Raw genomic sequence first — 19,335 nt, 5'->3', positions numbered from 1 at the left:
CATGGTTGCATAAACCTGAAAAACGGGCCGCGAGGCCCGTTTTTTTTGGTGCGTAACATATCGTTTCCCGACGCTCGCCGCGTGCGGCAGCGCCTGTACAATCAACTCTCATGAAAACTTTTTTGCGCCCCCTTGTCCTGGCAGCCTTGTTGACCGGCTGCGCGGCACAGCATCCCGACAGCCGGGTTGAGCTGACCCTGGCCGCCCTGAACGACCTGCACGGCTACCTTGAGGCTTCCGCATTCGAGGAGCGCAAGGCGGGCGGTGTCGATGCCCTGGCCGCCACGCTGCAAGCCTGGCGCACGGATGATCCGGATATGCTGCTGGTGGGGGCGGGCGACATGATCGGCGCCAGTCCGGCCATGTCGGCCATGTTTGCCGATGAACCGACGATCGCCGCACTGAACCTGCTCGGCATGCGCGCTACTTCGGTCGGCAACCATGAATTTGATGCGGGCCGCGTCGAACTGCTGCGCCAAGCCAAGGGCGGCTGCACCTCGCCACGTGCCGAGAAAGCCTGCCAATTCCAGCCTTCGTGGGATGGCGCCAAATTCAGCTACCTGGCCGCGAACGTGATCGACACGCGCACGGGAGAGACCTTGCTGCCGGCCTATCGCATCGAAGAAGTGAAGGGCGTTAAAGTCGCCTTCATCGGCACGGTGCTGAAGGATGCGCCCGAGCTGATCGCTGCGGCCAGCATCACAGGCCTGCAATTCATCGACGAGGCGCAAGCCGTGAACCGCCTGCTGCCGGAACTGCGCGCGCAAGGCGCGACCGTGTTCGTGGTGCTGATTCACCAGGGCGGCACTTCGAAAGCGAAATACGACCAGCAGTATTGCGATGACCTTGGCGGCGACATTGCCGACGTGGTCAAGCGCCTTGATCCTTCCATACGCCTGGTAGTCAGTGGCCACTCGCACACAGGCTACCTGTGCCGCGTTGACGGCAAGCTGGTGACGCAGGCGGAAAAGTTCGGCCATATGCTGTCGCGCATTTCACTGGTGGTGGATCGCAAGACGGGCAAGGTGGTCGATGCCAGCGCGCGCAACATCGTCGTGGAGCCGGGCAAATATGCCAGCGTGCCGGAAGTCGATGCCCTGGTGGCATCGGTGCGTGCGCGCAGCAGTGCGGTGCTGAACCGGCCCGTCGCGAAGATCGCGGTACCGTCGATCAGCAGGACCTTGATGCCGGATGCCGATGAGTCGCCGCTGGGCCAGGTGGTCGCGGATGCGCTGCTGGCAGCGAGCGGCAAATGGGGCGCGCAGATCGCTTTCACCAATACGGGCGGCATCCGCACCTCGCTGGATGCCGGCGCCGGAAACGTGGTGAGCGTTGCGCAAACCCAGGCCGTGCTGCCGTTCGGGAACGAGCTTGTGGTAATGGATATGACCGGCGGCCAGATCGCCACGTTGCTGGAGCAGCAGTGGGACGGCAATGAACCCGATAAGCGCGGCTTGCTGCAGGTTTCCGAAGGCTTCACCTACACCTGGGATACCGGCAAGCCGAAGGGCCAGCGCATTGTGCGCGACAGCATCCGGTTGCATGGTTTGCCGATCGAAGCTGGCGCCAGTTACCGCGTTGCAGTGTTTAATTTCCTGGCCGAGGGCAACGATGGCTTCGTGACCTTCCGCCAGGGCAGCAACCGTGCAGCGACCGGAGTACGCGACGTCGATGCGTTGCGCAACTATCTGGTGCGCATGGAGCAGGACAAGAAGCTGGCCGGCGCCCAAGACGCCGTGCCACGCATTATTCGCATCAAGTAAGAAAGGACCATCATGCGCCGCATAATCATTGCCGCCGTATTGGCAGGCTGCTTTGCCAGCGCCCACGCGGCATTCCAGATTCCCGGTTTTGAGCTGGTGCAGACAGCGCCGGTTGAAACCACGCTGAAAAGCGATGACCTGCGCGGCCCCGTCGAGGTGTGGAGCGAATTGTTCGACAACGCGAAGAGCGACATCTGCATCGGCCAGTTCTACATCGCCAGCGTGCCGGGGGCGCCGTTCGAGAAAGTGATCGAGCGGCTGGAAGCTGCCGGCAAGCGCGGCGTAAAAATCCGCTTCCTGGTCGACAAGAAGGGTGTCACCGGGCTCTCGGACAAGGCAACCGTGGAGCGCCTGCGCGCCATTCCGAACCTGGAGATGCGCGTACTGAATGTCAGCGAGCTGACGGGCAATGGCATCATTCATGCCAAATACCTGACGGTAGACCATAAGGTAGCCTTCATCGGCAGCCAGAATTTCGACTGGCGCTCGTTCACCCATATACACGAAACCGGCTTGCGCATTACGGACGCGAAAATCGTCGGTCAGGTACAAGCCATCTTCGAGCAGGACTGGGCGGCGCAAGCGGCGCTGGCCGCAGGCAAGAGTGTCGCTCCGCTGCAGGCGAAAACCGCCATCCTCGCCAACGCAGCCCCGGTGGCACTGCCGGCGGAACCCAATTTCCTGGTCGCCAGCCCAGGTGGTTTCAATCCGGCGGGCGTGTCCGATTCCGAAGTCGTGCTGCCAGCCTTGCTGGCCGATGCGAAACAGGAAATCCGCGCATCGATGCTCGATTACGCGCCTTTGAGCTATGGGCCGAACGGCACGCGCCCTTACTACGCCGTGATCGACAACGCGCTGCGCGCTGCCGCCACGCGCGGCGTGAAGGTCAAGCTCATGGTGTCGAACTGGAACCTGGAACAACCAGCGTTGCAGTACCTGAAAAGCCTGGCCATCCTGCCGAATGTGGAAGTGCGCATCGTGACGTTGCCGAAAGCCTCCACCGGGTTTATCCCGTTCGCCCGCGTCTTGCACAGCAAGACCATGGTCGTCGACGGCAAGCTGGCGTGGGTCGGCACCAGCAACTGGGCTGGCGGCTACTTCGACCTTTCGCGCAATATGGAAGTGGTGATGCGCAATGAAGCGATGGCCAAGCGCCTGTATGCGCTGCAGGAGCAGGCGTGGAGCTCGCCGTATGCCGCGCCGCTGGACATCAACAAGGATTATCCTAAACCGAACAAGGGTAAAGAAGAATGAAGAAACTCGCATTGATCGCAGCGCTGTCCGGCGCCTTCCTGTCCACCAATGCCATGGCCTGGGGTAATGCCGGCCACCGCATCGTGGGCGCGATTGCCGATAACCTGATCAAGGGCTCGAACGCAGAGAAGCAGGTCAAAGCGCTGCTGCTGCCTGGCGAAGACCTGGAAAAGATCGCCAACTGGGCCGACTGCGTGAAGGGCACTTTCTGCGGCCCGCAGTCGCAGGAAATGAACGACTACGTGGCGACGCATCCGGATCACACGGAATACCACTACACCGATGTGCCGTTCCAGCTGAACGAATACCACCTGCATGGTGTGGGTACTTCCGAGCATGACGTGGTGCAGACGCTGCAGCAATGCATCGCCACCTTGCAGGACAAGGGCGATGGCAAGTTCACCAAGCGCCAGGCGCTGTTGATCCTGACTCACCTGGTGGGCGATATCCACCAGCCGCTGCACGTAGGCGCCGCCTTCGTCGATAAAGACGGCAAGTTTGTGGTGCCGCAGTCCGACAAGGAAGTCGACTCCCTGAACATCTTCGATTCGCGCGGCGGCAACAACCTGCAGATGGACGAGGCGGCACTGGCAGCGGCGAGCGCCAAGACCATCCCGCCTGGCGATGAAGCGCCGTCCAAGTACCCGACCAAGCCTTTCCACTCTTACTGGGACACGACGGTGGTCGATTACGCCATGCGCCGCAGCAGCATGCGCAGCGTGGACAAATTCTCGCAGTGGGCCATCGACGGCAAGCCGGCGATTACCTTGCCGAAGGGCGATGCCAGCACCTGGCCGGTGCAATGGGCCAACGATTCGCTCGCCGTCGCCAAGCAGGCCTACGCCGACGTGAAGGTCGGTGTAGCGAGCAAACAGAGCGCCCGCAACGGTGCGTCCTACACCGTGTGGGCGATGACGGTGCCGGACAACTATCCGGTGCCATCATCTGCACTCGCGCGCGAACAGTTGATCAAGGGTGGCTACAACCTGGCCGCCGTGCTGCAGAAAATCTGGCCTTAACAGCTTAAACGATGGCTTCCCAGCTCCCATCCAGCAACCGGCTTTCCGCCAGCGTATGGGTACTGGGGCTGGTCAGCATGCTGATGGACATTTCATCCGAAATGATCCACAGCCTGCTGCCCTTGTTCATGGTCGGCACGCTCGGCGCCAGCAGCCTCGCGGTCGGCATCCTCGAAGGCTTGGCCGAAGCGACTGCGCTGGGCGTTAAGGTTTTTTCCGGAACCCTCAGCGACTACCTGGGCAAACGGAAATTCATTGCGGCCCTAGGCTACGGCATGGGGGCCTTCTCCAAACCGTTGTTTGCGATCGCCGGCTCAATGGGCATGGTCACAACTGCCCGCCTTCTCGATCGCGTTGGCAAAGGCATACGCGGCGCGCCGCGTGACGCGTTGCTGGCCGACCTGACGCCGGAGGCCATGCGCGGCGCGGCATTCGGCTTGCGGCAGTCGCTCGATACCGTTGGCGCTTGCGCCGGTCCTTTGCTTGCTTCCGGCCTGATGCTGTTGTGGGCCAATGATTTCCGCAGCGTGTTCTGGGTCGCCGTGATTCCCGGCATGCTGGCGACGCTGCTGATGGTGGTTGGTGTACGCGAGCCCGCCGCCGCGCCAGGACACAAGCGTATCAATCCACTGCGGCGCGACCAGCTGCGCAAGCTCGACCGATCCTACTGGTGGCTGGTCGGCCTAGGCGTGCTGTTCATGCTGGCGCGTTTCAGTGAAGCCTTCCTTGTCTTGCGTGCGCAGGAGCGGGGCATGGCCGTAGCCCAGGTGCCGCTGGTGATGGCCGCCATGAGCTTCGTCTATGCGCTTGCTGCTTACCCTTTCGGGAAATTGTCGGACCGCATCAGCCACCGCGTCCTGCTGGCTGCAGGCTTGCTGGTGCTGGTGGCGGCGGACGCGGTGCTGGCGCTGGCGCAGGGCTGGAAGGCAGTGATCGCCGGTGTATTCCTGTGGGGCCTGCATATGGGCATGACGCAGGGCCTGCTGTCGGCGATGGTGGCCAACGCTGCGCCATCCCAATTGCGCGGCACTGCTTTTGGATTGTTCAATCTTGCCAGCGGCGGTGCGCTGTTGGTATCGAGCGCGCTTGCCGGCTGGCTGTGGGACCGTTACGGGGCAGCACTCACTTTCGGCGCAGGGGCGGTCTTTGCGTTGCTGACGCTTGTTGTGCTCGCGCTTACGGCCGGAACCACAACTCGCTACGCTGAAGCGGAGTCTCCGGGGGAAGCAGGGGATTCGGAAGATCGATGATGTGGCGTTTTCCGATGGACGCACGTTCTATCAGCGGGCCTTTATATTGGCGGAACAGCGCTGCCAGGCTGCCGTCCTGCACCATCATCTCCATGCCGGCCCTGATGCGCGCTGCAAGCTTGTCGCCCTCGGCATCGTGCCTGACGAAGAAATAGCGGGGCAGGGGATAGCGCAGCATCAAGGTCGGTTCAATGGTGATGCTGGGACGCGTCTTGTGCTGCATGTCGAATTCCCGCGACGCTTCGTCCAGCGCGCGCGGGAAGAAATCGAAGCGTCCTGCTTCCAGCATGGCGTACAAGGCGTCCGGGCGCGGCGCTACCACCACGCTGATGCCCGCCGCACCGAGTACATCCGTATCGATCCAACCCTGGCCCTGGCCGGCGCTCAGGCGCTTCAATTCGTCGATGGTGCGGATAGCGGCAAAGCGCGGCAAGTCGTCTTTGCGAACGACCAGCAGGCGCATGCCCATCAGGCCGCGGTCGATCGGTATGCGGATCGGAGTGAATTTCTTTTCAAGCTCCAAGTCGGTCGCGCGGGCGAAGACGTTGATGCTCCCCTCCGGGTAAGACATCTCCGCCAGGAGGCGCGCAACGGAAAGCGGTTCTTTCGATGGGGAGAGCTTGTAGGGCCCGAACCTGGCGGCGGTCTTTTCCATTGCCGCATGCAGCACGATCCAGTCAAAGTCGCCGGTGCTGTCCTGCACGGTGAAGTATTGAGGGTAGACGAGCCGCATCTCCCCGGCATGCGCGTTAAAGCACAGGCAACATAGAAGAACCTGCAACAGTCGTCGGATCATGGCGGAGCTCCCTTGCACCATGAAATATAAAACAAAAACCCCGCCGGAGCGGGGTTTTCGTTGCGTGCTGTTGTCTCAGCGGGATTTGACGAAGGGGACGCCGATGGCTTTCGGAGCCACCGACTTGGCCATCAGGCCGGCCAATACGATGACGGTGACGACGTAAGGAACCATCTGGATCAGGGCGCCCGGGATGCGGCCGATCACAGGCAGCTCCACACCTTCGAGCTGGATCTGCACGGCGCCGAAAAAGCCGAACATCAGGCAGCCGAGGAAGGTGTACACGGGACGCCAGTTGCCGAACACCATGGCGGTCAGCGCCAGGTAGCCGGCGCCGGCGGACATGTCGCGCAGGAAGAAGCCCGATTGGACGATCGCAAGATACGCGCCGGAGAAGGAGCACAGTACGCCGGCGATCAGCATGGCGCTGTAGCGGGTCCGTTCCACCGATACGCCGGCTGCGTCGGCGGCGTGCGGGTTTTCGCCGCAGGCGCGCAGGCGCAGGCCGAAGCGCGAGTGGTAGAGGAACCAGTGCACCAGCGGTACCAGCAGGAAGGCCAGGTAGACCAGCACGGAGTGGCCGCCAATCAGCTTGGTGTAGAACCAGCCGAGGAAGGGCACATCGGCCACGGCGGCGCTGCCAGGCAGCACCACGTCGAACAGGCGCGCATCACCCAGGTCAGGGGTGCGGCCGCCTTGCTGGAAGAAGTATTGCGCGACCACGAAGGTCAGGCCGCTCATGGCGATGTTGATGGCGATGCCCGCTACCAGCTGGTTGCCCTTCTGGGTGACAGCGACGAAGCCTTGCAGCATGGCCAGCGCAACAGACACGCCCATGCCGGCCAGGATGCCGAGCCAAGGGTTCCTGGTGGCGAAGGCCACGGCAGCGGAGACGAAGGCGGAGGCCAGGATCTTGCCTTCCAGGCCGATGTCGATCACGCCGGAGCGTTCGGCGAACAGGCCGGCCATGGCGGCGAAAATCAGCACCGGCGCGTTGCGCACAGTGGAGACAAGGATGGAGCCCAGGTGGAGGTCTTCGAATGTCATGGTCTTATCCCTTGCGCGATTTGAGCAGCTTGATGATGGCCGGGGCGTAGAGGTATTCCATCGCGCCGCAGAACAGGATGATCAAGCCCTGGATGAAGATGAAGGTTTCGGTCGGGATGTTCGGTTTTTCCAGCGACAGGTCGAAGCCGCCCTGGATCAGGGCGCCGAACAGCACGGACGACAGGAAGATGCCTACAGGGTTCTGGCGGCCCATCAGCGCGATCGCGATGCCAACGAAGCCGGCGCCGCCGACGAAATTCAGCGACAGGTAGTGGGTCGAACCCATGATGGAGTTGACCGCGCCCAGGCCGGCCAGCGCACCGGAAATTGCCATCACGATGATGATCATTGCGCTGATCTTCACGCCCGCGTAGTGGGCAGCATGCTGGTTCAGGCCCAGTGCGCGCACCTTGTAGCCCCAGGCGGAGCGGCTCATGACGACGCCGTAGACGACCAGTGCGAAAATGGCGAAGAACAAACCGATGTTCAGCGGTGTTTCTCCCAGAATCGGGAACCAGGCATTCAGGCGAGGCATCTCGGCGGCGGCGGAGAAGACGCGCGAGGCTGTGTTTTGTTCGCCCGGCGGAATGAGGAAGGCCACGATCACGAAGTTCATCAACGAGGTGCAGATGAAGTTGAACATGATGGTGGTGACCACGATGTGCGAGCCGCGCTTGGCTTGCAGGTAGCCTGGAATGAAGGCCCACAGTGCGCCGAACAGGGCAGCGCCGATGATGCCGACGGGGATCAGGAGATACCAGGGCAGCGAGGCGTCAAAGGCCAGCATGGCGAGCGTCACGCCAAGGCCGCCAAAATACATCTGGCCTTCGGCGCCGATGTTGAACAGGCCGGCCTGCATCGCAAGCGACACGGCCAGGCCGGTGAAGACGAAGGTGGAGGCGTAGAACAGGGTGTAAGACAAGCCTTCCGGATTGACGACGGCGCTGTTGATCAGGATTTTCATCGACTCGACCGGATCTTCGCCGAGAAGATGGATCGCGAGCGCGGATACCAGCAGCGCGGAGAGCAGGTTCAGGATGGGCAGGACAAAGCCGGTTGCCCAACGTGGCATATCGTTCGTGGTCATAATCAGTGTTTGTGCATGCCACCCATCAGCAGGCCGATGCGGGTGGTGTCGAATTCGTCGATTTTCAGTTCGCCGGTGATTTTGCCGCCGCACATCACGAGGATGCGGTCGGCCAGGGCGCGCACTTCTTCCAGTTCCACCGATACCAGCAGGATCGCCACGCCCTGGTCGCGCAGGGCCAGCAGCTGGGTATGGATGGATTCGATGGTGCCGATGTCCACGCCGCGCGTCGGCTGGCCGACCAGCATCAGCTTCGGCTTGGCCAGCACTTCGCGCGCGATCACCACCTTCTGCTGGTTACCGCCGGACAGCAAGCCAATGCGCAGGTCCGGATTGGCCGGGCGCACGTCGAACTCTTTCATCAGGCCCGCGCAGCGCTGGGCGATGCCCTTGAAGTCGATCAGGCCCCATTTGTTCTTCACCTTGTCCTGGTAGCCGAAGAAGGTGTTCTGCATGACGGAGAAGGCCTTGATCACGCCATCGCGCAGTCGGTCTTCCGGCACATGGCCGATGCCCAGTTCGCGGAACCTGGTCGGCAGGCCGTCGGCGTCGCTGCGGCCGGCGAAGGGCAGGGGCTTGCCTTCGAAGTCCGCTTCGCCGGCAGTCGGCAGCTTCATGCCGGACAGGATTTCCATCAGTTCGGATTGGCCGTTGCCGCTCACGCCCGCAATCGCCACGATCTCGCCGGCGCGCAGGGTGAAGTTGATGTCTTGCAGCAGCTTGACGCCGTTTTCATCGGAGAGCTGCAGGTTCTTCACTTCCAGCACCGGAGCGCCGGGATTGTAGGCGCCGCGCGGCAGGTTGTTTTCGATCGGGCGGCCGACCATCATCTGCGCCAGTTCTTCCTTGGTCGTCGAGGCGGTTTCCACGGCGCCCACCACGCGGCCGCCGCGCATGACGGTGACGGTGTCGGTGATGTCCTTGATCTCCTGCAGCTTGTGGGTGATCAGGATGATGGTCTTGCCCTGCTCCTTGAACAGCTTCAGGATTTCGAACAGCGATTCGGTTTCCTGTGCAGTCAGCACGGCGGTCGGCTCGTCCAGGATCAGGATATTGGCCGAACGGTAGATCTGTTTCAGGATCTCGACGCGCTGCTGGGCGCCCACGGACAGGTCGTGGATGGTGGCCAGCGGATCAACGTCCAGGCGATAGCGTTCGCAAATTTCGCGCAGCTTCTTTTCGACGGTGGCGCGGTGCTCGCGCAGGCGGAAACCGCCTTCGCTGCCCAGCATCACGTTATCGAGCACGGTCATGTTCTCGACCAGCATGAAGTGCTGGTGCACCATGCCGATGCCGAGGCGGATCGCCTCGTGCGAGTTGTGGATGTGCTGCACCTTACCGTCCAGCAGGATCTCACCGCCATCTGCGCGGTAATAGCCGTAAAGGATGCTCATCAAGGTCGACTTGCCGGCGCCATTCTCACCCACCAGGCCATGGATGGCCCCTTTGGCGATGGAGAAACTGACGTCCGTATTCGCCTTCACCGCCCCAAAATGCTTGGAGATATTGCGGAATTCTACTGCTGGCGTCATAAGGATTTTCGGTCTTATTTACTGAAAAACGCGCCGGACGGGAAACCCCGTCGGCGCGTTCTCTTTATAGGAACTGCTGGTTAGGCCGGGCAAGCGGCGTTGGTGGTGCGGATGTCGATGACCTTCACTTTGCCATCGATGATGTCCTTGCGTGCGCCCATCACCTTCTTCTCGATTTCCGGGGTGATCAGCTTGCGGTTGTTCTCGTCCAGGGCCCAATCCACGCCGCCTTCCTTCAGGCCCTTGGCGGTCACGCCGGCCTTCCAGGTGCCGTTCTTCATTTGCATGAAGGAGTCATACACGGCGTTGTCCACACGCTTGACCATGGAGGTCAGCACCGAGCCCGGGTACAGGTGGTTCTGGTTGGAGTCGACACCGATGGACAGCTTGCCTTTTTCCTTGGCGGTCTGCAGGGTGCCCATGCCGGAGCCGCCGGCCACGGCGAACACCACGTCCACGCCGCGGTCAAACTGGGCGCGTGCCAGCTCGCCGCCCTTGGCAGGATCGTTCCAGGCTGCCGAGGTGGTGCCGACCATGTTCGAGATCACTTCGACTTTCTTGTCGGTGGCTTTCGCGCCCTGGGCATAGCCGCAGGCGAAGGTGCGGATCAGTGGGATATCGATGCCGCCGATGAAGCCCAGCTTCTTGCTCTTGGAGGCCATGGCCGCAGCCACGCCCACCAGGTAAGAGCCTTCTTCTTCCTTGAACGTGACGGAATTGACGTTATTGCCTTGCGCCACGCCGTCGATCAGGACGAAATGGACTTTCGGGAATTCTTTGGCGACTTTCTGCACCGCCTGGGTCTGGGCGAAGCCGATCGAGGCGATCAGGTCCAGGTTCTTGCGGGCAAGGCCGCGCAGCACCTGCTCAGCCTGGGTGTCGCTGCTGGCTTGTACTTCGATGAACTTGATGCCTGTTTCCTTCGAGAAGCGCGACGCGCCTTCGAAAGCGGATTGGTTGAACGACTTGTCGAACTTGCCGCCCGCGTCGTACACGATGCCCAGCTTCGGATCAGCCGCGTTTGCGCTGGCTGCTACCGCAACTGCGGCCATCATCAGGCTAAATTGTTTGATTTTCATGTAAGGGCTCCGTCGAAGTTCGATATTGTATATTTTTATGGAGTGCCTCGTTCCGCTTTTTCGCGCCAAAGCAAGCCACGGCACCTTGTAGCTTGCCTACAACACACAAATGCAATTTTTATACATGCACCCTTGATTAATTCTTGGGCACGTAATCAAACTGCAATCACCAGTTCCAGTGGTCGAATCCGCTTCTCAGGGCATGGATTCGTGGCTCACTACTATGCAGCAGGCGCTATATGTATGGCAAATACGTTTTTGCTTACTTATTTATATGCCAGTCAACTAAATGACGGCTTATTCGTAAGTAAGGGAACGTGCTTTCTTTCATGTTAGGATTTGCGCCAATGCAACATTAGCTTACTTACCATTTAAAGATTGGAACGTCGGGTATGGAAAAACGCCTCAAACACTCCCTCATCGCCCTGGCTGTCGCCAGCGCCTTCCCACTGCACAGCGCGTTCGCGCAAGAAACCACCGTTGAAGAAGTTAAAAAGCCTGGCCAGCTGGAGACCGTGATTGTTACGGCGCAGCGCCGCGCTGAAAACATCAAGGACGTGCCGATGGCGATCGCCACCCTGAAGGGGGAAAAGCTGGACGTGCTGACGTCCGGCGGCCAGGACATCCGTTTCCTGAACGGCCGTTCGCCGTCCGTGTCCGTGGAATCGGACTACGGCCGTACCTTCCCGCGCTTCTATATCCGCGGCTTGGGTAATACCGACTTCGACCTGAACGCTTCCCAGCCGGTCGGCCTGGTGATGGACGACATCGTGCAGGAAAACCCGATGCTGAAGGGTTTCCCGGTATTCGACGTGGACCAGATCGAAGTGCTGCGCGGCCCGCAGGGCACCCTGTTCGGCCGCAACTCGCCGGCCGGTGTAATCAAGTTCGACTCCGCCAAGCCGGTCTTCCACCAGGAAGGCTACGTTAACGTCGGTATCGGCAAGGACCGCGTGCGCAACCTTGAAGGTGTCTACAACATGCCGGTCAACGATGTGCTGGCAGCCCGTATCTCGCTGCAATCGCAGCACCGCGGCGACCGCGTGCATAACGACCGCCCAGGCGCACCGACCACCGATTTCGAAGGCTATGCGGACAATGCCGGCCGTATCCAGTTCCTGCTCAAGCCTAACAAGGACTTCAGCGCGCTGCTCAACCTGCACGCCCGCGACATGAACGGCAACGCGACCTTGTTCCGCGCAAATATTTTGAAGAAGGGTAGCAATGACCTGGTCGATAACTTCGACTACAAATCCTACCCGACCGACGGCGGCAACTCGCAGCACCTGAAGACCAAGGGCGCCAACCTGCGCCTGCGCTGGGACACCCCGGGCGTGACCTTCCACTCCATCACCGGCTATGAAACGCTGGACTTCTACAGCCGCGGCGACGTGGATGGCGGCTACGGCGCTTCCTTCCATCCACCGATGGGCCCTGGCTTCATTCCATTCCCGGTCGAAACCGCCGACCTGATGCCAAAGCATCACCAGACGTCGCAGGAGTTCCGCGCCGAATCGAACAACAAGGGGCCACTGCAATGGATCGCCGGCGTGTTCTATTTCGACGAGCATATCCAGATCGATTCGATTTCCTTCGATTCCTTCACTGCAGGCAATCCGCAGAACAAAGACTATGCGACCCAGCAGCAGGATGCGAAGTCGTATGCGGCATTCGGTACCATTAACTACACCGTGACGCCGGACTTCAAGATGCGCGCCGGCCTGCGCTATACCAAGGACAAGAAGGACTTCGTCGCCGAACGATTCCAGTTCACGCCTCCGAACGATGGCCATTCCTACCTGCCGTTGCATAACACTTCCAGCAACGTAAGCTGGGACCTGAGCGGCACTTACACCGTCGACAAGGACACCAATGTGTTCGGCCGTATCGCCACCGGCTACCGTGCGCCGTCCATGCAGGGCCGCCTGTTCGACCTGACTTCCCAGCCATCGATGGCCGGCGCCGAGAAAGCGCTGTCGTTTGAAGTGGGCGTGAAGGAAGACCTGTTCGACCGCCGTGCGCGCTTCTCTGCCACCGTGTTCGATTACCGCGTGAAGGACAAGCAACTGACCGCCGGTTCGGGCACCGTCAACATGAACCAGCTGATCAACGCCGACAAGGTCACTGGCCGCGGCGTCGAACTGGACCTGCAAGCGAACCTGAGCGATTCGTGGGCACTGACCTTTGGCAGCAGCTACAACGATACCAAGATCGAAGACCCGAACCTGTTCGTCCAGTCCTGCGGCGGCGGTTGCACGCCGACCGATCCACGGATCCAATTCAAAGACGCGAATGGCAACGTGATCGGCAGCGCGGCCCTGATCGACGGCAATCCGCTGCCGCGTGCACCGAAGTGGCAGCATAACGTCACCTTGCGTTACAGCCAGCCGCTGGGCAACGGCGAGTTGTATGCCTTCACCGATTGGTCGTATCGCACTTCGTACAACTTCTTCCTGTACGAAGCCACCGAATACGAGGCCAAGTCGCTGCTGGAAGGCGGCCTGCGCGTTGGCTACCGCTGGGACGACGGCAAATATGAGCTGGCAGCATACGGCCGCAACATCACCAACCGTATCCAGGCCCTGGGCGCCATCGACTTCAACAACCTGACCGGTATCGTCAACGAACCGCGCACTTACGGCGTGCAGTTCAAGGCGAACTTCTGATCGACTGACCGGCCTGCATGAGACGCGCACTTCGGTGCGCGTTTTTTTTTGTATCATTGGACCTTCCTTGGGGGAGGGACGATGCAAAATGCTGTGAATCTTTGGCCGCTCCTTGGCGTGGCCGTGATCGTGCTTGGATTTCTCTTGCGGCTGCACCCGGTGCTGGTGGTGGTGGCGGCATGCTTTACTACCGGCTTCGCTGCCTGCATGCCGGTGGCGGCGCTGCTAGCCTCTCTCGGCACGGCCTTCGTCAAGACACGCAACCTGCCGATGATCTACTTGCTGCCGCTGGCGGCGATCGGCTTGCTGGAGCGCTTCGGCTTGCGCGAGCACGCGCAGGAGGCGGTGGCGCGCGTGCGCTCCGCCACTGCGGGACGGCTGCTGATTGTCTACCTTGCGGTGCGCGAGCTGTCGGCCGCGATGGGACTGACTTCGCTGGGCGGCCACCCGAATATGGTGCGGCCGGTGGTGGCGCCGATGGCGGAGGGCGCGGCAGAAGCTCGGCTGGCGGCGCGCGGCGTGTCCCTGGGCGAGGCGCAGCGCCACCGTATCCGCGCCATGGCCGCCGCCACGGATAATGTCGGCCTGTTCTTCGGCGAGGATATCTTCGTGGCCTTCGGCGCCATCGTGTTGATGCAGACCGTGCTGCGCGCCGAGGGCATTGAGGTCGATCCCCTGCGCATGGCGCTGTGGGGTATTCCTACCGCCATCAGCGCGTTCGTCATCCATGCCTGGCGTCTGCGCCGGCTGGACCGCTACCTGGAGCAGGGCGGCGCATGATAATCCGTATCGAATACTTTTACTGGCTGCTCGGCATCATGCTGGCCCTGGTCTCGCTGATGTCGTTTGGCGACCGCAGTAATCCGCGCCGCTGGACTACCGGCTTGTTCTGGGCGCTGTATGCCATCGTCTACCTGTTCGGCGAGCGCTTGCCGCCCTCACTGGCGGGGCTGGCGATGGTCGTCATGGCTGTGCTGGCGGGTTTTGGCGGCGTCCGCAGCGGCAAACCGGATGTGCTGCCGGAAGAAGTGCGCCGCGCCAGTGCGCTGCGCCTTGGTCACAGGCTGTTCGTTCCGGCGCTGGTGATTCCAGCGGTGACCATGGCTGGAGCGACCTTGCTGAAGGACGTCCGCCTGGGTGAACTGTTTGTGCTGGACCAGAAGTACCTGACGCTGGTGAGCCTGGGCTGTGCTGCGGTAGTCGCTGTCGGCGTAGCTTGCTGGCTGACGCGCTCGACCCCGCTGCAGGCGGGCCGCGAGGCGCGCCGCCTGGTCGATGCGATGAGCTGGGCCCTCGTGCTGCCGCATATGCTGGCGGTGCTTGGCCTGCTGTTCAGCGAGGCGGGCGTGGGCAAGGCCGTGGCGCACGTGACCACGAGCTATATCGGCCTCGATTCGAAACTGGTGGCGGTGGTGGTGTACTGTTGCGGCATGGCCCTGTTCACGATCGTGATGGGTAATGGCTTTGCGGCTTTCCCGGTGATGGCGGGCGGCGTCGGCGCGCCGGTCCTGGTGGCCAAATTCGGCGGCAATCCTTCGGTGATGGCGGCAATCGGCATGTTCAGCGCCTATTGCGGTACATTGATGACACCCATGGCCGCGAATTTCAATATCATCCCGACCGCGCTGCTCGACCTGCCGGATCGTAATGCAGTGATCAAGGCGCAGATCGGGACTGCCTTGCCGCTGCTGGTCGCGAATATCGTTCTTTTATACGTCCTTTTATGAAAACTGTCCTGCTTACCGGCTTTGAGCCATTCAACAAGGAGCCGATCAATCCGGCGTGGGAGAGCGTGCGTGCGCTGGACGGCTGGAGCGGGAGCGGCTTTACAGTCGTGGCGCGCCAATTGCCTTGCGTTTTTGGCGCAGCCATCGATACGATGCGCGCCGCGCTCGATGAACTCAAGCCCTCGCTGGTGATTGCCATTGGCCAGGCGGGCGGCCGGGTCGACTTGTCGGTGGAGCGCATCGCCATCAATATCGACGATGCCCCGATTGAAGACAATCGCCAGCAGCAGCTGGTGGACCAACCGATTGTGGCCGGCGGCCCGGCAGCCTATTTTTCAACGCTGCCGATCAAGGCCATCGTGCAGGCGTTGCGCGCGGCCGGACTGCCGGCGTCGGTTTCGCAGAGCGCGGGCACATTTGTCTGCAACCACATCTTCTATGGCTTGATGCACGCGCTGGCTGCGCGTGCCGACGTGAAGGCTGGCTTCATCCACATTCCCTATCTGCCGGAGCAGGCGGCACGACATCCTGGCGCGGCCAGCATGTCGCTGGCCCAGATGGTCGAAGGCATTCGCATCGCCGTGCGCACATCGCTGGCAATCTCCACCGATATTTCGGCCAGCGCAGGCGCCACGCATTAACGCGGCTATGGCACAATCGGTTGGTTACTAATTTTGCAACCATCCGATATGACTCCGCAGCAGTTTGTTGGCACCGCAGTGCGCCTGTTTTCCATTTTCCTGATGCTGGTGGCGTTTACCTCATTCCTCTTTGTGCAAACGGCCGGGGGAGCCAATGGACAGCAAGCGATATACCTTTACCTGATACCGCTGGCTTACCTTGCCGTTTCCCTGTTGCTGTGGTTCTTTCCCATGACTGTGGCGCATGCGCTAGTACCCCGCACGTCCCATACCAACACCATCAATCTGCAATCACGCGAGATGATGATTGTTGGGTCGGTCATCCTTGGCTTGTGGGCAGTGTTGGCATCGGTGCCGCAACTGGCTTCGCTGTTTGTGCTGGTGGCCGGTAATGAGGGCGCATTGACCTATCTGGATGGGGGGCGCAAAGTGGAATTCCTGGCCCTGCTATTGCGCAGTCTGCTGGGGTTCTTCCTGATCGTGCGACCCACTCTGGTGGCAAACCTTGCCGGCCGCCGCGCCGATTGAGCGGCGCGGCAGGGGCATCATTCTTCGCGCTGGGGCGGGCGGAGAATGTTGAGGAAGGCGCGCACAACGGGTGCGTCGTCCAGCGTGGTGTAGGTGATGTACAGGTTCGCCGAGGGCGGGCTGGTGCGGATCGGCAGGAATACCACGCCTGGCCAGCCGATACGCGCCGTGGTCTCCGGCATCAGCGTGACGCCGAGGCCCGCGCCAACCATGGCCAGCAAAGTCTGCGGCTCATGCGCTTCCTGGAAGATCTCCGGCTGGAACCCGGCATTCACACAGCACTGGATCAGATAGCGCGGAAACGCGGACTTATCCAGGGCCAGCGTCAGCATCGGATCGTCGGCAATATCGGTCAGCTCGATCGCATCCATCTTCGCCAGCGGGTGATGTTCGTTTACAGCCACGCACACGTTTTCGCGAAAGCAAAGCTCCTGCTTCAGGTTGTCGCGGCGCAGTTCATCGTCGTCCAGTTTCGGCTCACGCCAGAAGCCTACGTCGATCTGCTTGGCGCGCAGCGCGTCATACTGCACCGTCGGCCCCGATTCGTGGATGGTCCAGGTGACGCGCGGATACTTGCTCTGGAATTCTTCGAGCATTGAAGGAATCGGGCCCCACATCGCGGAGCCGACAATGCCCACGCGCAGCCGTCCCACTTCGCCGCGGTCGATCTGGCGCACGGTATCGATGGTCATGCGCATCTTGGCGAGCAGGTCGGAAGCTTCCTGCATCAGCGCCTTGCCGGCGACGGTCAGCTCGAATGTGCGGGTGGTGCGGGCGAACAGCTTGACCCCCAGCTCCGCTTCCAGCTTCATGATCTGCTGTGAAAGCGGCGGCTGGGAGATATGCAGGCGTTCGGCCGCGCGGCTGAAGCTCTTCTCTTCGGCGACGGCGAGGAAGTACTTTAACTGTTTCAGGTCGATGGACATGGATGCTCCTGCAGCGCGCGTGCCAGGGCGGCGCCGACACGCGCGTTGTTTTTTACCAGTGCGATATTGGTCTTCAGGCTGCGGCCTTCGGTCAGGGTCTTGATGCGGGCCAGCAGGAATGGGGTGACCTTCTTGCCGGTGACGCCGTTTTCATCCGCTTCCTGCAGGGCGCGCAGGGTGATGGCGTCGATTTCTTCCTTCGGCATGGCTTCCTCGGCAGGCACCGGTGCGGAAACCACCACGCCGCCATTCAGGCCGAGGGCCCATTTGGTCGCGATGAAGGAAGCTTGTTCTGCCGCGGTATCCAGCTGGAAGTCGGCGTTGAAACCGCTCTCGCGCGTGAAGAAGGCCGGGAAGCCGGGCTGGCCGACGGAGACCACCGGCACGCCGTGCGTTTCCAGGTATTCCAGCGTCAGGCCGATGTCGAGGATGGACTTCACGCCCGCGCAGACAACGGCGACGTTGGTCTGGGCCAGCTCCTGCAGGTCGGCCGAGATATCCATGCTGGTCTCGGCGCCGCGGTGCACGCCGCCGATGCCGCCGGTGACGAAGACCTTGATGCCGGCCAGCTGGGCGCAGATCATGGTTGCCGCCACGGTGGTGGCGCCCAGTTTGCCCTGCGAGAGCACGTAAGCCAGGTCGCGGCGCGATACCTTGATCGCGTCCGGCGAATTGCCCAGTTCTTCCAGCTGTTCCTCGGTCAGGCCGATGCAGATCTTGCCGCCGATGATGGCGATGGTGGCCGGCACGGCGCCTGCGTCGCGGATAATCTGTTCCACTTCACGCGCGGTCTGCACGTTCTGCGGGTAGGGCATGCCATGCGAAATAATGGTCGATTCCAGCGCTACGACAGGCTTGCCGGTCGCGCGCGCATTGGCGACTTCGGGCGAGAAAGACAGGAATTGGTGCATGGTTCTTACTCCTCAAGGTGCGCGGCGAGCACGTCTGCGCTCAGCTCGGGCGAAACGGTGTGTGGGCTGGCCAGCGTGATGGAGGCGGCTTTCAGGCCGCGCTGGCAGGCCAGGGTCAGTTGTCCGGGGTCTTGCAGCAGCGACCAGCAGACAGCGGCCGAGAAGGCGTCGCCGGCGCCGGTGACGTCGATGACGCGGGCGTCATGCGCAGGCAGCCAGTGCAGGGCCTTGTCCAGGGTGTGATAGACGCCGCTGGCGCCGCAGGTCACGATGATGTCCTCGACGCCATCGACTTGCAGTTCGTGGCAGGCGGCTTGCACGTCGGCTTCGGTCGGCAGGGCGCGGCCAGTGCGGGTTTCCAGTTCGCCGCGGTTCAGGATCAGGAGCGACAGGCCGTTCAGGTCCTTCGGCAGGCGCGCCATCTTTGGCTGCGAAACGGCGACCACCACCAGCGGCACGCTGGAGGCGCGGGCGTCGGCCATCAGCATGGCGATCGATTCGAGCGGCAGGTTCAGGTCCGCCACCACCATGCCGGCGGAATTGCGCTGCGGCTGGCGGCTGGCGATCCAGCCAGGCGTCATCTGGTCGAAAATGGCCATGTCGGCCAGGGCCACCACCATCTCGCCGGAAGCGTCCAGTACGGCGGTGTAGGTGCCGCTGCCGATGCCGTTCACCTGCAGGCTGCCTTCCATGCCGATGCCGAATGCTTCGGCCTGCGCGCGCAGGGCGCGGCCGGAAGTGTCGTCGCCGAGGGCGGTGAGCAGGGAGCAGGGCAGGCCAAGCTGGGCCAGGTTGGCGGCGATATTGCGCGCCACGCCGCCGAAACTCTCCTCGGCGCAGGCCGGGTTGGAGGTGGCCATCTGCAGCGGGGCGAGGGGGCGCAGCTTGCGATCCAGGCAGGCGGCGCCGATGCACAGCACGGTGCGTTCATTGCGCAAAACATAAGCGCGGCCCAGGAGTTTGCGCTCGCGGATCAGGCTGGCGATGTGGCCGGCCACGGCAGAACGCGACAGGGCGAGCTGCTCCGCCAGCTCTTGCTGGGAAATAAAGGGATTGGCGCGGATCAGCTCATACAGCTGTTCCCGGCGGGAGAGGTCGGTCACGAAAAG

The 19,335-nt window shown here is 61.9% G+C and carries 17 protein-coding genes; 9 read left to right on the top strand and 8 right to left on the bottom strand.

Annotated elements, in window-relative coordinates:
• Positions 1-110 precede the first annotated feature (110 nt).
• Genes GM658_RS22005 through GM658_RS21990 form a run of 4 tightly spaced genes read left to right on the top strand, consistent with a single transcriptional unit; the run spans position 111 to position 5,286 of the window.
• Positions 111-1,763: a bifunctional metallophosphatase/5'-nucleotidase gene (locus GM658_RS22005; RefSeq protein WP_155456202.1), complete on the top strand. Its 1,653-nt coding sequence runs from the start codon at positions 111-113 to the stop codon at positions 1,761-1,763.
• Positions 1,764-1,775: 12 nt separating this feature from the next.
• The gene (locus GM658_RS22000) at positions 1,776-3,017 is read left to right on the top strand and encodes a phospholipase D-like domain-containing protein (RefSeq protein WP_155456201.1); all 1,242 of its coding nucleotides are present in this window, start codon (positions 1,776-1,778) and stop codon (positions 3,015-3,017) included.
• Positions 3,014-4,036, top strand: a complete 1,023-nt coding sequence (locus tag GM658_RS21995; RefSeq protein WP_155456200.1) for a S1/P1 nuclease — start codon at positions 3,014-3,016, stop codon at positions 4,034-4,036. Before GM658_RS22000 ends, GM658_RS21995 begins: the two co-directional genes overlap by 4 nt.
• 11 nt (positions 4,037-4,047) lie before the next feature.
• On the top strand, positions 4,048-5,286 hold the full coding sequence (locus GM658_RS21990) for an MFS transporter (protein ID WP_155456199.1): 1,239 nt from the start codon (positions 4,048-4,050) through the stop codon (positions 5,284-5,286).
• On the opposite strand, the gene GM658_RS21985 is transcribed toward GM658_RS21990, so the two are convergent.
• From GM658_RS21985 to GM658_RS21965, 5 genes are all read right to left on the bottom strand, one after another.
• Entirely contained in the window at positions 5,213-6,082 is an 870-nt protein-coding gene (locus GM658_RS21985) for a transporter substrate-binding domain-containing protein (RefSeq protein ID WP_229417016.1), read from the bottom strand. The genes GM658_RS21990 and GM658_RS21985 overlap by 74 nt on opposite strands.
• Before the next feature lie 75 nt (positions 6,083-6,157).
• Positions 6,158-7,129 (bottom strand): ABC transporter permease, encoded by a 972-nt coding sequence (locus GM658_RS21980; protein WP_155456198.1) that lies wholly within the window; start codon positions 7,127-7,129, stop codon positions 6,158-6,160.
• 4 nt (positions 7,130-7,133) lie between these two features.
• Positions 7,134-8,216 carry an ABC transporter permease gene (locus GM658_RS21975; protein ID WP_155456197.1) on the bottom strand — a complete coding sequence of 361 codons (1,083 nt, stop codon included), beginning with the start codon at positions 8,214-8,216 and terminating at the stop codon, positions 7,134-7,136.
• A gap of 2 nt (positions 8,217-8,218) precedes the next feature.
• On the bottom strand, positions 8,219-9,748 hold the full coding sequence (locus tag GM658_RS21970) for an ABC transporter ATP-binding protein (protein ID WP_155456196.1): 1,530 nt from the start codon (positions 9,746-9,748) through the stop codon (positions 8,219-8,221).
• Positions 9,749-9,828: 80 nt separating this feature from the next.
• Positions 9,829-10,827, bottom strand: coding sequence for a BMP family lipoprotein (locus GM658_RS21965; RefSeq protein WP_155456195.1), 999 nt, complete (start codon positions 10,825-10,827; stop codon positions 9,829-9,831).
• A 392-nt stretch (positions 10,828-11,219) separates the two neighbouring features.
• Here GM658_RS21965 and GM658_RS21960 point away from each other — a divergent pair, with 392 nt between their 5' ends.
• The 5 genes from GM658_RS21960 to GM658_RS21940 all read left to right on the top strand — a co-directional run bounded on the left by GM658_RS21960 (position 11,220) and on the right by GM658_RS21940 (position 16,389).
• Positions 11,220-13,493 (top strand): TonB-dependent receptor, encoded by a 2,274-nt coding sequence (locus tag GM658_RS21960; RefSeq protein ID WP_155456194.1) that lies wholly within the window; start codon positions 11,220-11,222, stop codon positions 13,491-13,493.
• An 81-nt stretch (positions 13,494-13,574) separates the two neighbouring features.
• Complete coding sequence (locus GM658_RS21955) at positions 13,575-14,273, top strand: DUF969 domain-containing protein (protein WP_155456193.1); 699 nt, start codon at positions 13,575-13,577, stop codon at positions 14,271-14,273.
• Entirely contained in the window at positions 14,270-15,220 is a 951-nt protein-coding gene (locus GM658_RS21950; protein ID WP_155456192.1) for a DUF979 domain-containing protein, read from the top strand. Before GM658_RS21955 ends, GM658_RS21950 begins: the two co-directional genes overlap by 4 nt.
• Positions 15,217-15,861 (top strand): pyroglutamyl-peptidase I, encoded by a 645-nt coding sequence (pcp, locus tag GM658_RS21945; RefSeq protein WP_155456191.1) that lies wholly within the window; start codon positions 15,217-15,219, stop codon positions 15,859-15,861. The genes GM658_RS21950 and pcp overlap by 4 nt, the downstream gene beginning before the upstream one ends.
• Before the next feature lie 48 nt (positions 15,862-15,909).
• Positions 15,910-16,389 carry a hypothetical protein gene (locus GM658_RS21940; protein ID WP_155456190.1) on the top strand — a complete coding sequence of 160 codons (480 nt, stop codon included), beginning with the start codon at positions 15,910-15,912 and terminating at the stop codon, positions 16,387-16,389.
• Positions 16,390-16,406: 17 nt separating this feature from the next.
• On the opposite strand, the gene GM658_RS21935 is transcribed toward GM658_RS21940, so the two are convergent.
• From GM658_RS21935 to GM658_RS21925, 3 genes are read right to left on the bottom strand one after another with little or no spacing between them, the layout of a single operon-like run.
• The gene (locus GM658_RS21935) at positions 16,407-17,315 is read right to left on the bottom strand and encodes a LysR family transcriptional regulator (RefSeq protein ID WP_155456189.1); all 909 of its coding nucleotides are present in this window, start codon (positions 17,313-17,315) and stop codon (positions 16,407-16,409) included.
• On the bottom strand, positions 17,300-18,226 hold the full coding sequence (locus tag GM658_RS21930) for a pseudouridine-5'-phosphate glycosidase (protein ID WP_155456188.1): 927 nt from the start codon (positions 18,224-18,226) through the stop codon (positions 17,300-17,302). The genes GM658_RS21935 and GM658_RS21930 overlap by 16 nt, the downstream gene beginning before the upstream one ends.
• 5 nt (positions 18,227-18,231) lie before the next feature.
• Positions 18,232-19,329, bottom strand: a complete 1,098-nt coding sequence (locus GM658_RS21925) for a carbohydrate kinase (protein WP_170298916.1) — start codon at positions 19,327-19,329, stop codon at positions 18,232-18,234.
• Positions 19,330-19,335: the final 6 nt, after the last annotated feature.

The sequence above is a fragment of the Massilia eburnea genome, assembly GCF_009720745.1.
GTDB lineage: Bacteria > Pseudomonadota > Gammaproteobacteria > Burkholderiales > Burkholderiaceae_D > Rugamonas > Rugamonas eburnea.
The sequence above is the reverse complement of the archived record's forward strand: the minus strand, read 5'-3'. Positions and strand labels throughout refer to the sequence as shown.

Coding starts and splice junctions, on each gene's coding strand:
- GM658_RS21995 (WP_155456200.1), top strand. CDS start 3,014: ATGAAGAAACTCGCATTGATCGCAGCGCTGTCCGGCGCCTTCCTGTCC.
- GM658_RS22000 (WP_155456201.1), top strand. CDS start 1,776: ATGCGCCGCATAATCATTGCCGCCGTATTGGCAGGCTGCTTTGCCAGC.
- GM658_RS22005 (WP_155456202.1), top strand. CDS start 111: ATGAAAACTTTTTTGCGCCCCCTTGTCCTGGCAGCCTTGTTGACCGGC.
- GM658_RS21955 (WP_155456193.1), top strand. CDS start 13,575: ATGCAAAATGCTGTGAATCTTTGGCCGCTCCTTGGCGTGGCCGTGATC.
- GM658_RS21940 (WP_155456190.1), top strand. CDS start 15,910: ATGACTCCGCAGCAGTTTGTTGGCACCGCAGTGCGCCTGTTTTCCATT.
- GM658_RS21990 (WP_155456199.1), top strand. CDS start 4,048: ATGGCTTCCCAGCTCCCATCCAGCAACCGGCTTTCCGCCAGCGTATGG.
- GM658_RS21975 (WP_155456197.1), bottom strand. CDS start 8,216: ATGACCACGAACGATATGCCACGTTGGGCAACCGGCTTTGTCCTGCCC.
- GM658_RS21980 (WP_155456198.1), bottom strand. CDS start 7,129: ATGACATTCGAAGACCTCCACCTGGGCTCCATCCTTGTCTCCACTGTG.
- GM658_RS21960 (WP_155456194.1), top strand. CDS start 11,220: ATGGAAAAACGCCTCAAACACTCCCTCATCGCCCTGGCTGTCGCCAGC.
- GM658_RS21985 (WP_229417016.1), bottom strand. CDS start 6,082: ATGATCCGACGACTGTTGCAGGTTCTTCTATGTTGCCTGTGCTTTAAC.
- GM658_RS21935 (WP_155456189.1), bottom strand. CDS start 17,315: ATGTCCATCGACCTGAAACAGTTAAAGTACTTCCTCGCCGTCGCCGAA.
- GM658_RS21970 (WP_155456196.1), bottom strand. CDS start 9,748: ATGACGCCAGCAGTAGAATTCCGCAATATCTCCAAGCATTTTGGGGCG.
- GM658_RS21950 (WP_155456192.1), top strand. CDS start 14,270: ATGATAATCCGTATCGAATACTTTTACTGGCTGCTCGGCATCATGCTG.
- GM658_RS21930 (WP_155456188.1), bottom strand. CDS start 18,226: ATGCACCAATTCCTGTCTTTCTCGCCCGAAGTCGCCAATGCGCGCGCG.
- GM658_RS21965 (WP_155456195.1), bottom strand. CDS start 10,827: ATGAAAATCAAACAATTTAGCCTGATGATGGCCGCAGTTGCGGTAGCA.
- pcp (WP_155456191.1), top strand. CDS start 15,217: ATGAAAACTGTCCTGCTTACCGGCTTTGAGCCATTCAACAAGGAGCCG.